We start from the raw sequence: 14736 nt of genomic DNA on the forward strand, positions 1-14736 counted from the left end.
CACCGCCGGAACCACAAGAGTCCCCAGAGCCCCACGGCCAAGGCCAGCCCCAGCATCACGGCTCGAGTGACGACGGCGAAGCTCTGGGCGCCTCGGGACTGGAAGAAGCCGCTGAGCCAGGCGTCGATCTGTCGAAGCAGCCGCTGGAGCAGATCCGTGTTGCGCTTGCGAGCCTGGGAGAACTCAGGCCGATCGAGGATGGCTCGGAGCCGGTCGGGAGCGCTCGTGGGGGCGGACGCCGGAGGGCGCGCCGCGGCTTCCTGGAGCTCACAAGCCGCACGCAGCCGGGTCACCACGTCGCGGGCGAGCTGCTCGGCGGGAACCTCTCCAGCGGGGCGCAGGGGGAGCCCCCCGGAGCGCGACTCGATGCCTTCGATGATGACGGCCAGCTCGCTGGGACGGCTGTGCGCGGTCTCCTCGATGAGCCGGACATTCGCCTCCAGGTCCGCGCACGGCACCGAGGCGAGGAGCAGGGGGAGGACGAGGGTCAGCACGTGGCACCCATGAGAGCAAATCCCATCAGGCAGTGGGGCGGAGGGTGTCGAGGCGGCGTTCGAGATCCAGCCCTTCCCGGCGCATCCGCATGTCCAGGTAGAACATGGCGGAGAAGACCAGGGCCAGGGGCGTGAAGATGGACTGCCCCAGCACCTGGAACAGCTCCACGGGGACGAGCAGGGCCTGCGGAATCGGGTGGGCCGCGGCGGCGGAGGGATTGGTCAGATGGCCGTAGGCGCCCCGGACGATCCAGGAAGGGAGGCTGAAGAGGAGGGTGACGGCGATCAGGATGCCGGACACGGCGGTGAAGAGGATCATCGCCCGGACCTTCACGCGGCCCGTGAAGCCCGGAGCCACGCGGCCGGCGATGAGCGCGCCCGAGCGCCGGAAAGCGGCCAGGGCGGACAGATCCTCCATCGCGAACACCGGCGCGAGGAGGGAAAAGCGCAGGAAGTACCAGAGGAACGCGGCGATCATGCCCAGGATGATCAAGAGCCCTCCACCCACGAGGATGAGGATGCCCGCGAGCGCGGCGCCGGAGCTGGAGCCACTTTTTCCCAGGACCGAGCCCAGCACGAACAGGATGACCCCTGGGAGCATCAGTAGCAGGCCGATGCCGAGGCCCCAGAGCAGGGTCAGGAGGTAGGCGCCCGTGAAGGAGCCCAGGCGCTGCAAGCCTCGGCGCAGTCCATCCGTCGGCCGAGCCGCCTCGCCAAGCTGGAGAGGTACCACGTACCGGGTCATGACGAGGGTGGCGAGCCAGTAGCTCCAGATGAGCACGACCCAGAGGGCGGAGGCGGCCAGCATCATCGTGCCCAGGTCCCTGAAGACGCTGGTGGGATCGTCCTTCATGCGTTCCTCGACCACCTTGTTGCCCTGCATGAAGAGGTTGGTGCGCTCGAGGGTGAGGGTGATGCCCTTGGTGAAGATGTAGTTGACCAGCTCGAAGCCGAGACAGAGGACGAAGAGCGGCTTGAGGTGGGTCCGCCAGAAGATGGCGGAGCGGTCGATGAGCTCGCCCAGGGCGAGCGGACGCAGATCCTTGATACCGGAGGGAGGGCTCACAGGCAGAGCAGCATACCGCGACTCCCTCAGGGCGAACGCAGCAGGGCGCGGGCTACGGCGGCGGGAGCGTCGGCTTCCAGGACGGCGGAGATGACCGCGAAGCCATATGCGCCCGGCAGGAGAGCGGCTCTCTCGGGGGAGAGGCCTCCCAGCGCCAGGGCCGGGCAGCTCAGGACCGCCGCCAACGCCTGGAAGCCTGAGGGGCCCAAAGGGGGACGGGTGTCTCCCGGCTTCGAGCCTGGCGCGTACACGGGGCTGACCAGCGCCAGGTCGGCGCCCCGGGCGAGCCGAGCCTCTTCCTCGTCATGGACCGCGACGCTGATCTGCCGCCCGGCGGGCAGGTGAGGGCGGACGTCTTCGACGGTGAGGCCCTGGGCGGGGAGGTGCAGGTGCGCGCCGACCAGGAGCGCTACCTCCAGCCGGCCGTTGACAAAGAGCGGGTTGCCTCGGGCGTGGCACAGCTCCGCGAGCCACCGCGCTTCTTCCAGGAAGGTGCGCGCGGAGGCCTCGGGGTGGCGGTGTTGGACCGCGACCTCAGGTCCTGCCTCCAGCGCGCGCTCCAGGGCCGAGAGCAGCCGGGCCCGAGGAAGCCGCCAGTCGGTGATGACGATCAGCCGAGGGGCGGCGGGCACTACTCGACGAGCCCTTGAAGAGGACTGGAGGCGGTGGCGTACGCCTTGCGAGGGATGCGGCCCGCGAGGAAGGCATCGCGTCCGGCTTCAACAGCCTTGCGCATGGCGACGGCCATGCGAACCGGATCCTTGGCGCCAGCGATGGCGGTGTTCATCAGCACGCCGTCCACGCCGAGCTCCATGGCGATGGCCGCATCCGAGGCCGTGCCCACTCCCGCGTCGACGATGACCGGGACCTTCACGATCTCGCGGATGAGGCGGATGTTGTGGGGATTGCGGATGCCGAGCCCCGAGCCGATAGGCGCCGCCAGCGGCATCACGGCGGCGCAGCCCAGATCCTCCAGCTTGCGCGCGGTGATGGGGTCATCGGTGGTGTAGGGCAGGACGGTGAAACCCTCCTTCACGAGGATGCGCGCGGCCTTCAGCGTCTCCTCGACGTCCGGGTAGAGGGTCTTCTCATCCCCGAGCACCTCGAGCTTCACCCACTTGCTCATACCCAGCTCCTCGGCCAGGCGGCAGGTGCGCACGGCGTCCTCGGCGGTGTAGCAGAGGGCGGTGTTGGGCAGCAGGCGCATGCGAGAGGTGTCGATCCAGCTCATCAGCGACGCCTCACCGCGGGCCGTGAGGTCCAGGCGGCGGACGGCCACGGTGACCATCTCGGCGCCGGAGGCCTCATGGCAGCGCTTCATCACCTCGTGGCTGAGGTACTTGCCCGTGCCGACGATGAGCCGCGACTGGAAGGTGACCCCCGCGATGGTGAAAGGGATGTCTTGGACGCTCATTGTGTTCTCCTACCCGCCACCGACGAAGGTGACGATCTCCACGCGATCGTGCGGCTGGAGGCGGTGCTCGGGGTGGTGGGCGCGGCGGACCACCTCCGCGTTCACCTCGACCGCCACGCCCGGGCCTCCGCCGATGCGCAGCAGCTCGAGCAGGGCCGCGAGGGTGGTTCCCTCGGGCACCTCACGCGCTTCTCCGTTGACCCATACCTCCACCGGTGGCCGCTCCTTGCCTGGACGCCGACGCAGTACAAGTGCTCCCCCCGGCTGTCAACGCGCAGAGACCTGCTGCGGCCCGGGAAGGGGCCGCTATACTGGTTGCTATGCACACTGCGACCCGGCAGCTTGCTGCTTCCGTTCTGGCGTTGACGATTGCCCTGCCCGCGGCGGCGGCTGAACCCAAGGAGTCCGCGCCCGCTCAGGAGCCGAAGGCCGCTCCAGCTGCGGCGCTGGATGCGCCCACGCGCGAGCCCGAGCCCTTCATCCACGGTCATCGCTACGCCTACGTCGCGGGCGGCGTCCTGCTGCTCGGAGGAGTGGGGTTCGGCTTCTTCGCGCGGGGAGAGTCGAAGCGGGCGGAGAGCCTGGAGACGGCCCGCGAGTCCCGCATCGCGCTGGACCGGGCGCACACGGCTGCCGCGACTTCGAACATGATGTATGGGCTGGCGGGGTTGACGATCGCCTACGGCCTGTTGATGGAGTTCCTTCCGGAGCCAGCTGCTAACGCGGCGAGCCTCACCTACCACTTCTGAAGAGGGCGCGTGGACGCAAGGCTGACAGGTGGTTTCCTCGCGCTCGCGGCCGTGCTGACGGCCGCGGGTTGCATCATTTCCCAGGACCAGGTGGCGGGGCGTGCATGCTCGGCCGACGCGGACTGTCCCGAGGACTATGTGTGCGGTGGGCCGGAGGGCCAGCGCTTCTGTGAGGTCATCTATCCCCCGCCTCCGGTCTCGTCGCCGGATGGAGGCACGGATGGGGGCGTGGTGCCCACGTACTGCCGGGATGTGCAGCCCATCCTCGCCGCCAACTGCACCTCCAATTGCCACGGGGCGGTGAGTACGGTCAGTGGCCACCCCGAGTTCCGGCTGGACTACTACGAGTCGCCGGACGGAGGGGGGCCTATGGGCGCCAAGGACATGGCCCCGCGCATCAAGGTTCGCGCCTTCGATCAGAGGACCATGCCGCCCATCGGCAATCCGGCGCCCACCGATGCCGAGCGTGCGGTGCTGGGGCGGTGGGCGGCGGGTGGGGCCCCGTTCTGTGATGATGGGGGCACTCCTTGAACAGGGGGCAACCGAGCCAGCCATGAAAAGAGCTGTCATCAGTGTAGGGATCGCGGCGGTGGTGACTGTCGTGGGCTGCGTCGTCTCGGTGAGCGACTTCGCCGGGAAGAGCTGTGAGAGCGTGGCCGACTGCCCGGACCCGTACGTGTGCGTGGCGGCGCGCGCTGGAGCGGGGCGGACCTGTGAGGTGCTGGCGCTGCCGGATGTGGCGGATGCGGGAGGACCGGCGCCGGGGCCCGTGCCCACCTGGTGCGCGGACGTGCAGCCCCTGCTCGCCCAGTACTGCCTCCAGAGCTGCCACGGCGCCGTGCACACCGGCAGCGGCCATAACGAGTTCCGGCTGGACATGTACGAGTCCGATGCAGGCATCAAGGGCGCCATGGAGATGGCCCCCCGCATCGACGTGCGCGCCGCGAAGTTCAAGGACATGCCCCCCGTGGGTAACCCCGCTCCCACCGCCGACGAGCGCGCGATCATCGGCCAGTGGGCGGAGGGGGGGGCTCCCTTCTGCGACCTGGATGGCGGCACCCCGGATGGGGGCCCCACCGATGGCGGGATGGACGGAGGGGGCTGAAGGCTCCGCGCCCATGAAATTTTGCGCGAGCAGCCTTGGGAGTGCCCGGCCGCTTGACTGGCGCCCCTAAGGCGGGCAGCGCCTCTGACAAGCGCTAGTCAGGTCCAGGGCAAGCACCCACTTTCCGCCCAATCGCCTGGGAGCCTGGCTCCCGGGTAGGGCAACGAAAGGAGAGGTGTATGCGCAAGCTCATGGTGGCAGTGGCGGCAGTGGCGGGGGTGGCTCTCACGGCGGGTTGCAAGCGCAATCCCCAGGAGGAGCGGCACGAGCTGGCTGAGACTCAGAAGGACGCCCAGAAGAAGATCGCCAACGCCCAGAAGGATGCCAACGAGGACCGGGCTGACATCCAGCACGACGAGCAGCAGCAAGTCGCGGACGCCCAGAAGGATGTGGCGGACAAGCAGCGGGACGTGGCCGAGGCGGACCGGGATCACGCCCAGGATCTGCGCCACGACGACATGGCCACCTCGGCCGTGAACGAGACCGTCCAGGGCCGCGTGCGGTCCACCACCGGCCATTCGCTCGTGCTGGTGGTCCCTGGCCGGAACAACGCCGAGCTGAAGCTCAAGACGGATGACAAGACCCGCGTGACCGAGAACAGCCGCGATGTGGACCTGGACGACTTCAAGGAGGGCACCGAGGTGCGTGCCTCCTACGTGACGGATGGAGATGACCTGCTCGCCCGGGACGTTGTCATCGTCACCCCCGTGACGAAGTAGGACCCAGGGGTTGGGGACTCGGGGACGGCTCCCGCTCCGGCGGGGGCCGTTTTCTCTTTATACGGCGCGCAGTTCGGCTCCCGACGGGGTGGGTAGGGAAGGGAATGTCTGCCCCCCTTGGTAGGGTGGCGACCCATGAGGTTCTTCCCGTCATTCCTACCTGCGAGCATGGTTGATGCACCGGAACCTGCTCTTTCTGGTAGGATGCCGGACGACCAACCTATAAGGTTGGATTGCTCTCCCCGCCGTTACACGCGCGGCCATTCGCGTGCCCACCCCAAGGAGTGCACGAGATGTCTTCACCCCATGAGCGTCCTACGTCCAAACCCGTCATCCTCTTCTCTTCCGGTGCCACCTCTTACGAACTCGTCCGGTATCTCGGCTCCAGCAGCAATGGAGAGGTGCTGCTCGCGCGCCGCCGGTACACGGATGTCGTGGGTGGCTCGGTGATCATCAAACGCCTGCAAGAGCCTGCCAACGCCATCGCACGCGCCCGGCTCCTGGAGGAGTTCAAGCTCATCATCCAGCTCAACCACCCGTGCATCGCCCAGGTGTTCCTGGTGCGCATGCACGAGGGCTCACCCCATGTCGTCATGGAGCATGTGGATGGCCTCTCCCTGGAGGCCCTGTTGAACTTCTCGGCCATGCGGGGCGTGCCCCTGTCCGAGGAGTTCGCGGCCTTCGTCGTCGGTGAGGTGGCGGACGCGCTCTTCCATGCGCATACGCTCAGCGACGTCGAGGGACGGCCGCTGGGCATCATCCACCGGGACGTCAGCCCGAGGAACATCCACCTGGGCTCGCGTGGGCGCGTCAAGCTCACCGACTTCGCTGTCGCCTACTCGAAGATGGAGGGCCGGCTGGCGACGGTGGGGCCCCTGCTCAAAGGGGATATCGCCTACTCCTCCCCTGAGTACCTCCTGCTCCAGCCGCTGGATGCCCGGTCCGATCTCTTCTCCCTGGGGGTGGTCCTCCTGGAGCTGCTGACGGGCAGGCATCTGCTGGATCTGCCGGAGGTGGAAGAGGCCATGAGGCTGGCAGGGCCTCCCAGCACCGTCCAGGCCTCGCTGGACAGCGAGGAGCAGAGCTGGGTCACCGCCCCGGAGATGGCCATGCGCATGGAGCGCTTCCGGATTGAGCACGTGGAGCGGGCCACGCAGGGGCTCTCTGTTCCCATGCGGGCCATCGTGACACGCGCGCTCCAGCGCGAGCCGGCGGACCGCTACCAGTCCGGCTTGGAGCTGAGGGATGACCTCTGGGCGCTCCTCGGCGGCACCGGGCGCTGCTACGGCGCTCGGGAGGCGGAGAAAGAGGCCTCCGTGATTCGCGGCGAGGCCGCCCGGCTTAACAGTGGTGCCGAGATTCCAGAAGAGGATCCTCCCAGCTCGCCTCCTGGGATGAGCCCGCGCAAGCCTCGGCCCTGAGGCCCTCATGGGTGGGGCGCTCTCCCGGGTGGGCGCGCCCTGCCGTGTCTCTGGGCGTTGGCCGTGGGCATGGCTGGCGAAGCCGGCTTGTCCTCTGCCGCACGAGACCCGAGACTGCCAGGCATGAGCGATGTGAACGAACTTCACCGGCGCTGGTGCATCGCGGACGGCCATGCCGACTCGCTCATGTGGAACCGCGATCTCTGTGTTCGCTCCAGCCAAGGACATGTGGACTTCCCCCGGTTGCGTGAGGCGGGGGTGAAGCTGCAGTGCTTCACCCTCGTCACTCGTGGGTTTCCCTTCATTGGCGGCTTCCCGGTGTTCGCGGCCTGGAAGGGCTGGCCTCGAGAGGCTCGCTCGAGCGAGTGGCGCCGGGCGCTCTGGCAGATTGAACGGCTCTCGGAGTTCTGCGGCCGCTCCGAGGGCCAGGTTCGCATCACCACCACCGGCTCCATGCTGGAGGAGAACCTGGCCCAGGGGCGGCTGTCCGCCGTGCTCGGCGTGGAGGGGGGACATGCCATCGAAGGCCGGGTGGAGCGGCTCGCGAAGCTGCACCGGCTCGGGGTGCGCTTCATGGGCCTGACCCACCTCTCCAACAATGAGCTGGGGGGCTCTTCCTTTCCGATGATGGGCAACCGCGGCCTCACGCCCCTGGGGCATGAGGTGGTGGCGGAGATGGCTCGTGTGGGCCTGAGCGTGGATGTGGCGCATGCCTCTGATCGCACGCTGGAGGAGCTCTTCGCCGCTCCCTCGGTTCGCTTCTTCTGCTCGCATACGGGCGTGCGGAGTGCCGGGGGAGGGTGGCGCAACCTCTCGGATGAGTCGCTGCGCCGCATCGCTGACCGGGGAGGCGTGGTGGGCATCATCCTGGCCCCCATCTACCTGGGCGGAGACACGCTGGAGGATGTGGCCCGGCACATCGAGCACGCCTTGAAGATCATGGGCGAGGAGGGGGTGGGGATTGGCTCGGACTATGATGGGATGGTGGCGCTGCCCCAGGGCTTCCGCGACGTGACGGACCTGCCTCGCCTCACCGAGGTGCTGCTGCGCAGGTTCCCGGAGCCGCTCGTGGAGCGGATCCTCGGGGGAAACTTCCGGCGCTTCTTCCGGGAGACGCTCGGCGGTTGACCGGCTCCATGAGGCCCGGGATAGTCGGCGCTTGCATGAACCGTCTCCTTGCGCTCCTTCCTCTCGCTGGCGTCCTCTTCCTCTCCGGGTGTGGTGGCCCGTCCGTGGGGGACTCGTGCCAGAGCAGTGGTTACGTCTGTCAGTCCGACACGGAGGCGCTGGAGTGCCGCCAGAGTCAGTGGCGCGCCCTTCCTTGCAGGGGGGGGCTGGGGTGCACGGAGTCCAAGGGCACCATCCGCTGTGACACCTCCGCCAACGTCGCCGGGGACAACTGCGCGCTCAGCGCCGAGGGCCGGGGCCTCTGCCGCGCGGATGGACTGGCCGTGCTGGAGTGCCGGATGGGCGTGCTGGTGGAGACGCAGTCGTGCGCCTCCTGCTCCCAGTCCGGCTCGCAGATTGTCTGCCAGCATTAACTTCGCGCCGGCGGTCCGCGCGCTCGAGGGAGCCCCGCCGTTTGGCAGGCGTCTTGCTTGTTCCCACCGTGTCCCGGGGTGTGGGGGTGGGCATGGTCGGGTGGGGGATGTGGGGGTTGGGGGCCGTGGCGTGGCTATGGGCAGGCGGGCACGAACAGGCCCCGAGCGCCGCGAGGCTGCGGGTACGAGAGGCGACTGCACGCGTCACGGGGCCTTCGGCGGAGCAAGTCGTCAGGTTCGCGAGCGCGCCCAAGCCTGGGGCTCGCGCGCATGAGGCCAGCCTTCAGGGCGACCCTTCGTGGCGCAAGGGGCGGCCCGCCAGCCCCAGCGAACTGAATGTAATTTCTTCCACCCAGTCGGCTCGGGCCGGGGAACGCATTTCCGTGGAGGTCTCCGCCCGCGAGGCCTCGGTGGTCCATGCCGAGGTCTTCCGTCTGGGAGTTTACGGAGGCACGGGTGCCGCCAAGGTGTGGAGCAGTGAACCTTTCACGGTGTCCACGCTGCCTCGGTGCTCGCAGGCGTCGTGTCCCGCCCGGCAGAGCTTCTCCTTCGAGATCTCCCAGGACTGGGCCCCCGGGCTCTATCTGGTGAAGGTGACGCGAGCGGACGGGCTCCGGAGCTTCACCTCGCTGGTGGTGAAGGATCCTCAGGCCGAGCAGCCTCGCTCCTGAGCATCAGCCCGCCACGGACGCCAGGAAGCGGTCGAGCACCTCGTTGAAGCGCTCGGGCTGCTCCTGGTTCGACAGGTGCCCGGCGTCAGGGATGATCTCCAGCCGGGCCCCCGAGATGAGGTCCGCCATCTGCCGGGCCTTCTCGGGCGGGGTGATGACATCGCGCTCGCCCACGACGATCAGCGCCGGGCCCGCGTAGCGCGCGAGGATGTCCTTGCTGTCCGGCCGCAGGGCCATGCCTCGCTGGGCCGCCGCCATGGCCTGGGGCGTGGTGGAGCGCATCATCGCCGCGACCTCACGGCCCACCGGCGAGTCCGGGCTCGTGGCCACCAGCTTGGGCAGCAGCTGCTGCACGAATGGCTCCACGCCCTTCTCCAGCACCTCCTTCGCCGAGGCCTCGCGCCGCGCCCGGCCCGCCTCGTCGTCCGGCGTGGCCTGGGTGTCCACCAGCACCAGCCCGCGCACGCGCCCCGCGTCCTCGCGCAGCAGTGCCATGGATGCATAGCCTCCCATGGACACGCCTCCCACCACCGCCGAGCCGATCTTCAGCGCATCCAGCAGCGCAAGGGCATCCCGGGCGATGCGGTCCATCTCCGTGGGCCCCTGGCCCAGCGCGCTCTGCCCGAAGCCGCGGTGGTCCGGGAGGATGAAGCGGTAGCGGCCCGAGAGCGCCTTCACCTGCGCATCGAACGCCGAGCCATTGAGCGGGAACGCATGGAGCAACAGCACGGGCAGCCCCTGGCCCACGTCTCGGTAGTGCAGGGGGATGCCATCGACAGTCACGGTCAGCACGGCGCCTCCGGGAAGCTCAGATCCACCGCTTGTGCCTGAACCAGAAGATGAGCGCGATGGGGATCAACGCGATCGTCACCCACATGGTGTAGTAGCCGACCGGGCCCTGGACCTGGGGGAAGTTTTGTCCGAAGAACCCCACGATGAAGGACAGGGGCAGGAAGATCGTCGCGAAGATGGTGAGCTGCTTGGTGATGTCGTTCGTCTTGTTGGCCACCATGGACAGGTAGCCGTCCATCACGTTGCCCAGGATGTCCCGGCCAGCGTCGATCTGCTCGTACAGCCGGACGAGGTGATCGTACACGTCTCGGAAGTACAGGGTGTTCTTGTCCTGGACGTTGGGGATGCCGCGCCGGGCCAGCTGCCCCACTACATCCCGCTGGGGCGAGAGCACGCGCCGGAACTTCATCAGCATGCGCTTCAGCTCGAAGATGCGCTGCAGGTGGCGCTTCTCCGCCTGCTCGAAGATGGCCGCCTCCAGCTCGTCCAGCTCGTCGCTGAAGGTGTCCAGAATCGGAAACTGCCGGTCGATCAGCACGTCCGCCAGCAGGTAGAGGATGAAGTCCGCCCCTCGCCCGAGCATCCCCGCGGGATCGGCCTCCAGGCGGTGGCGCACCTCATCGTGCGCGTCGAAGGGGAGCTCGTGGACGCTGATCAGCCAGTCGGACCCGAGAAAGAAGTGATGCTCTTGTAGGGCCAGATCGCAAATGTCCTGCCCGGCGGTAAAGCCCTGGAGGACGATGAACTGGTGCCCGGGGTACTCCTCCATCTTGGGGCGCTGATCCAGGTGGAGGGAGTCCTCGATGGCCAGCCGGTGCAGCGAGTAGCGCTCGCCGAGCCGGTTCATCCCCTCCTCGTTCGGAGCGAGCACGTCGATCCACTTGGGGCCGGGCTTGTCGAGCAGCTCTTCGCCGCCGACGAGGGTACGGCCATCCTCCAGGAGACAGACCTGTATCTTCATGGTGCGGTACTCCCAACGTTGGGATCGCGACGCGCTCATGCTTGGTAGAAGGAACCGGGTGAGAAGTCGAGGACCCAGCGGCGCCAGATCGTTCTAGAGTGCGCCTCGTGTCCGCAGAAACAACTCCAGCCCTCCTGTCCCCCAGGCTCGAGCAGATCCTCCAGGCGCTCCCGGATCCCTCGTTCGCCGGCCGCCTGAGGAAGGTGTACGCCGCCGCCTCGCAGGCCATCGCGCGGCTCAGCGACATGGACTTGGTGAAGTACGAGACCGACTCCACCGAATCCGGCGCGGATCTGTCCCTGTGGGAGGAGATGGCGCCCGTCATCCGCGACACGGTGATGGACGTCAACGCGCTGCTCAACGTCATCCGCCAGGAGTTCCCGGCGCAGCCACCGGGAGCCAGCGCGGACGCGGCGGCACGTGCGACGCCCGAGGGGCGGGCCAGGGAGGCGGCGGCCTCGCTGCACGAGGCGATGATCCAGATGGCCCAGCAGATCACCCAGCTGGGCGAGGCCATGCGCAACCCCTCGGTGGTGTCTGATCGGTGGACGCTGCTGGCGGAGATCCAGCGCTTCCGGTCCACCTTCCGCGAGCAGGTCAGCAACCTCGTCTACGCGTCCATCAGCGCCTTCGCGGACGTGGCTCGGAAGGAAGTGGTGCCGGGCTACGAGGTGGAGGTGAAGGCCTCGATGACGGTGCGGGCCATCGTGGCCGATCTGGGGCGCATCCTCTCCGCGCGCCTGGCGAAGGTGCGCGACGCTGGGCCCGGGGATCTCCAGACGAACGCCCAGCAGCTCCAGAACGAGCTGGACGCCTTTGGCCGGACGGCCGCCTACCGGGGCCTGCGCGCGCAGGACAAGCGGCACATCATCGAGCTTCGCGGCAAGGTGGGGCCGCTGGCCTCCGCGCCCAACCCGCCCAAGGACGAGCTGCTCGCGGTGATGGAGGCGCTGGATGGCCTGGTGCGCTCGTTGTCCGCGGTGAACCAGCGGCAGGTGCTGATCATCAACGATCGCGAGGTGTGGGCCGCCTGCGGCGTGCGCCTGGAGCGGGCCATGGGGCTGGTGGACTCGGATCCCGCCAACGCCGCGCGCCTGTTGGCCGAGGCGGCCGCCATTGGCCAGTCCCTCTATGGCCGCGAGGCGAACATGGATGCCTTCCTGCGCAAGGCGCGCAAGGCGCCGCTGGCCAGCCTCACCGGCCCGGAGCTTCGCGCCACGCTGGAGAACCTCCAGGGCCTGCTGGCGAACCTGGGTGTGACGTGAGGCTGTCTCCTTCTCCCAGGTCAGCCACAGAGAGCATGCGAGCCCCCGGCCCCCGGCCCCTCCGGGAGGCGGACCTGTCCCAGGTGGAGAGCGTCTTCACCGACGTGGATGGCACGCTCACCACGAGCCACAAGCTGCGCAGCCAGACGATCCGTGCGCTCGAGAGCCTGTCCGGAGCGGGGCTGAAGGTGGTGCTCGTCAGTGGCCGCCCGGCGGGGTGGGGCGAGGCCTGGGCGCGCACACTCCCGGTGGATGGCGTCATCGTGGAGAACGGCGGGCTCTTCTTCCTCCGAGGCGCCCACGGCGCTCTGCGCAAGGTATACGCGGAGGCGCCAGGTGAGCGAGAGGCCAACCGCAAGCGCCTGCGCTCGGAGGTGCTCCGGGTGCTGAAGAAGGTGCCCGGGGCCCGGCTGTCCCTGGACAGCGCGTACACCGAGGTGGATCTGGCCGTCGACTACAACGAAGAGGCCCGGCTGGGGGACGCGGCGGCGGGCCAGATCGAGTCCCTGCTGCGCGCTCGGGGGGTGACGGCGGTGCGCTCCTCGGTGCACGTGAACTGCTGGATCGGCCGGTTCGACAAGCTGTCCATGGCGCGGCGCTTCGCCCGGGTGGCGTGGGGCGAGAAGCTGGCGCCCGAGGAGGGCCGCTCCGTCTACGCCGGGGATTCTTTCAACGACGCTCCGATGTTCCAGGCATTTGCCCTCAGTGTGGGGGTGGCCAACGTGCGTGGCGTGCTGGACCGCATCGACTCGCCGCCGGCCTTCATCACCCGTGCCGCCGAGGGGCGGGGCTTCGAGGAACTGGCCCGCTCCATCCTCGCCCAGCGAGGCCGCCGCTCGGCTCTTCAGGAGTGACTCGTGAACGTCGTCAAGCTCGAGCTGGCCCGCGGACTGGGCCGCCACCTGCGCGCAGGCCACCCGTGGGTGTTCCGCAAGGCGCTGGAGCAGGTGCCCAAGATTCCCGCAGGCAGCGTGGTGGACCTCACCGAGAACGGGAAGTTTGTCGCCCGCGGCTACTTCGATCCGCACTCGGCCATCGCGGTGCGGGTGCTCACGCGCGATCCGCGGGAGAACATCGACGCGGACTTCGTCACGCGGCGGGTGAAGCAGGCGCTCGCCGAGCGGCGGGGGCTCATTGATCTCACCGACACGGACAGCTTCCGGCTCCTCCACGGCGAGGGGGACGGGCTGCCGGGCGTGGTGGCGGACCTCTACGCGGGCTACGCGGTGCTCAAGCTGTACTCGGCGGGGCTTACGCCCTACCGCCACCTCATCGTCGAGGCGCTCAAGGCGGCGATCCCCGAGATGAAGGGCATCCTCGGCCGGGACGAGCTGGCTCGGGACGACGTGGAGGAGGATGAAGGGCGGGGCTCCGGGCGGATGCTCCACGGGCCTCCAGCGCCGGACCTCATCCCCATCCGCGAGCGGGGTGCCACCTTCCTCGTGGACGCGTGGCGGGGGCAGAAGACGGGCTTCTTCCTGGATCAGCGCGAGAACCGCTTCCTCATCCGCCGGCTGGCGAAGGATCGGGACGTGCTCAACTGCTTCTGCTTCAGCGGCGGGTTCTCGGTGAACGCGGCGCTGGGTGGGGCCCGGAGCGTCTTCTCGGTGGATCTGGATCCGGACGCGATCGCCCTGGCCCGGGAGAACTTCACGCGCAACGGGCTGCCGGCGGAGAAGTACGACTTCCTGGCCGCGGACGTCTTCAAGATCATCCAGTCCTTCAAGGACGAGGGCCGCACGTTCGATCTGATCATCCTGGACCCGCCCGCCTTCGCGAAGAGCCAGCGCGCGGTGCAGGCGGCGATCGACGGGTACGCCTCGCTCAACCGGCAGGCGCTCGCGCTGCTGCGGCCGGGAGGGCTGCTGGCCACGGCCTCATGCTCGGCGCGTGTCAGCCCGAATGACTTCATGGGCGCGGTGCGCGAGGCGAGCTTCAAGGCCGGTGTGGATCTGGCGCTGGTGGAAGAGCGCTACCAGCCGCCGGATCACCCCGTCCGCCTGCAGTTCCCCGAGGGCAAGTACCTCAAGTTCTACGTGCTCGCCTCGGTGTGAGCCCGGGCGCTCACTTCTGCTCGAGCTCCTCGGGGTGGAACACGCGCGAGGCCACGCGGTCCAGCACCTCGTGGCCCCACGTCATGCTGGCCTTCATCAGCCGCTTCATGTCCTTGGCGAAGGCGCGCTCATCGGGCACCTGCGTATAGGTCCGGCTGAGGTACAGCCCGCGGTTCTCGGGCTCGTACGTCACGGTGCCGCCGCCGCTGTCGGTGCCTTCCTTCTCCTCGGCCTGGAAGGTCTCGACCACGCCGGGCTTGGGCGGATCGTTGAACTTGTACACGAGGGCGCTGCACTCCAGCGCCTTCGTGTCCTCGTGCCACTCGAAGTAGAGCTGCGCCCCGCCGGTAATGAGGCCGCCGAAGCCCTCCTGGTTCAGCCCCACGCTCTGCAACGAGCCGTGGGGCCGGACGAAGATCTGCACCAGCCGCTGCGCGCCCTCGCGAGTCATGGGCGCGCCCGGGGGGGACGCAGGCGCCAGGCC

18 protein-coding genes and 1 pseudogene are annotated in these 14736 nt (G+C 68.6%); 11 read left to right on the forward strand and 8 right to left on the reverse strand.

What is annotated here, in order from left to right; genetic code table 11:
• The 5 genes and pseudogenes from ACJ8AT_RS34185 to thiS all read right to left on the reverse strand — a co-directional run.
• A pseudogene (locus ACJ8AT_RS34185) lies at window positions 1-494 on the reverse strand (hypothetical protein); the annotation flags it as partial.
• A 25-nt stretch (window positions 495-519) separates the two neighbouring features.
• Window positions 520-1560: a hypothetical protein gene (locus ACJ8AT_RS34190; RefSeq protein WP_407742150.1), complete on the reverse strand. Its 1041-nt coding sequence runs from the start codon at window positions 1558-1560 to the stop codon at window positions 520-522.
• Window positions 1561-1586: 26 nt separating this feature from the next.
• Window positions 1587-2192, reverse strand: a complete 606-nt coding sequence (locus ACJ8AT_RS34195) for a thiamine phosphate synthase (protein WP_407742151.1) — start codon at window positions 2190-2192, stop codon at window positions 1587-1589.
• Window positions 2192-2974, reverse strand: coding sequence for a thiazole synthase (locus ACJ8AT_RS34200; RefSeq protein WP_407742152.1), 783 nt, complete (start codon window positions 2972-2974; stop codon window positions 2192-2194). Before ACJ8AT_RS34200 ends, ACJ8AT_RS34195 begins: the two co-directional genes overlap by 1 nt.
• Before the next feature lie 9 nt (window positions 2975-2983).
• On the reverse strand, window positions 2984-3187 hold the full coding sequence (gene thiS / locus ACJ8AT_RS34205) for a sulfur carrier protein ThiS (protein ID WP_407742153.1): 204 nt from the start codon (window positions 3185-3187) through the stop codon (window positions 2984-2986).
• Window positions 3188-3294: 107 nt separating this feature from the next.
• On the opposite strand from thiS, the gene ACJ8AT_RS34210 reads away from it, so the two are divergent.
• The 8 genes from ACJ8AT_RS34210 (at window position 3295) to ACJ8AT_RS34245 (ending at window position 9180) form a co-directional block, all read left to right on the forward strand.
• Window positions 3295-3723 (forward strand): hypothetical protein, encoded by a 429-nt coding sequence (locus tag ACJ8AT_RS34210; protein WP_407742154.1) that lies wholly within the window; start codon window positions 3295-3297, stop codon window positions 3721-3723.
• 9 nt (window positions 3724-3732) lie between these two features.
• Window positions 3733-4254: a hypothetical protein gene (locus ACJ8AT_RS34215; RefSeq protein WP_407742155.1), complete on the forward strand. Its 522-nt coding sequence runs from the start codon at window positions 3733-3735 to the stop codon at window positions 4252-4254.
• Window positions 4255-4276: 22 nt separating this feature from the next.
• Window positions 4277-4828, forward strand: coding sequence for a hypothetical protein (locus tag ACJ8AT_RS34220; protein ID WP_407742156.1), 552 nt, complete (start codon window positions 4277-4279; stop codon window positions 4826-4828).
• 179 nt (window positions 4829-5007) lie between these two features.
• Window positions 5008-5547, forward strand: a complete 540-nt coding sequence (locus tag ACJ8AT_RS34225) for a hypothetical protein (RefSeq protein ID WP_407742157.1) — start codon at window positions 5008-5010, stop codon at window positions 5545-5547.
• 293 nt (window positions 5548-5840) lie between these two features.
• Window positions 5841-6968 carry a serine/threonine-protein kinase gene (locus tag ACJ8AT_RS34230; protein ID WP_407742158.1) on the forward strand — a complete coding sequence of 376 codons (1128 nt, stop codon included), beginning with the start codon at window positions 5841-5843 and terminating at the stop codon, window positions 6966-6968.
• 123 nt (window positions 6969-7091) lie between these two features.
• A complete protein-coding gene (locus tag ACJ8AT_RS34235; RefSeq protein WP_407742159.1) occupies window positions 7092-8096 on the forward strand; it encodes a dipeptidase in 1005 nt (334 codons plus the stop codon).
• Between the two features lie 35 nt (window positions 8097-8131).
• Window positions 8132-8509: a hypothetical protein gene (locus ACJ8AT_RS34240; RefSeq protein WP_407742160.1), complete on the forward strand. Its 378-nt coding sequence runs from the start codon at window positions 8132-8134 to the stop codon at window positions 8507-8509.
• 107 nt (window positions 8510-8616) lie between these two features.
• Window positions 8617-9180 carry a N,N-dimethylformamidase beta subunit family domain-containing protein gene (locus tag ACJ8AT_RS34245; RefSeq protein ID WP_407742184.1) on the forward strand — a complete coding sequence of 188 codons (564 nt, stop codon included), beginning with the start codon at window positions 8617-8619 and terminating at the stop codon, window positions 9178-9180.
• Between the two features lie 3 nt (window positions 9181-9183).
• Here ACJ8AT_RS34245 and ACJ8AT_RS34250 read toward each other — a convergent pair whose 3' ends face one another.
• Both ACJ8AT_RS34250 and corA read right to left on the reverse strand, forming a co-directional pair.
• Entirely contained in the window at window positions 9184-9972 is a 789-nt protein-coding gene (locus tag ACJ8AT_RS34250) for an alpha/beta fold hydrolase (protein ID WP_407742161.1), read from the reverse strand.
• Window positions 9973-9988: 16 nt separating this feature from the next.
• The gene (corA, locus tag ACJ8AT_RS34255) at window positions 9989-10933 is read right to left on the reverse strand and encodes a magnesium/cobalt transporter CorA (protein ID WP_407742162.1); all 945 of its coding nucleotides are present in this window, start codon (window positions 10931-10933) and stop codon (window positions 9989-9991) included.
• 107 nt (window positions 10934-11040) lie between these two features.
• Between corA and ACJ8AT_RS34260 the strand changes: the two genes are divergently transcribed.
• The 3 genes from ACJ8AT_RS34260 to ACJ8AT_RS34270 are packed head-to-tail and all read left to right on the forward strand — an operon-like array spanning window position 11041 to window position 14252.
• Window positions 11041-12198 (forward strand): hypothetical protein, encoded by a 1158-nt coding sequence (locus ACJ8AT_RS34260; protein WP_407742163.1) that lies wholly within the window; start codon window positions 11041-11043, stop codon window positions 12196-12198.
• 35 nt (window positions 12199-12233) lie between these two features.
• Window positions 12234-13052, forward strand: coding sequence for an HAD-IIB family hydrolase (locus ACJ8AT_RS34265; protein ID WP_407742164.1), 819 nt, complete (start codon window positions 12234-12236; stop codon window positions 13050-13052).
• A 3-nt stretch (window positions 13053-13055) separates the two neighbouring features.
• A complete protein-coding gene (locus ACJ8AT_RS34270) occupies window positions 13056-14252 on the forward strand; it encodes a class I SAM-dependent rRNA methyltransferase (protein WP_407742165.1) in 1197 nt (398 codons plus the stop codon).
• 10 nt (window positions 14253-14262) lie between these two features.
• On the opposite strand, the gene ACJ8AT_RS34275 is transcribed toward ACJ8AT_RS34270, so the two are convergent.
• Complete coding sequence (locus ACJ8AT_RS34275) at window positions 14263-14703, reverse strand: hypothetical protein (RefSeq protein ID WP_407742166.1); 441 nt, start codon at window positions 14701-14703, stop codon at window positions 14263-14265.
• Window positions 14704-14736 lie beyond the last annotated feature (33 nt).

It is taken from the genome of Hyalangium sp. (genome assembly GCF_045802625.1).
Lineage (GTDB): Bacteria > Myxococcota > Myxococcia > Myxococcales > Myxococcaceae > Hyalangium.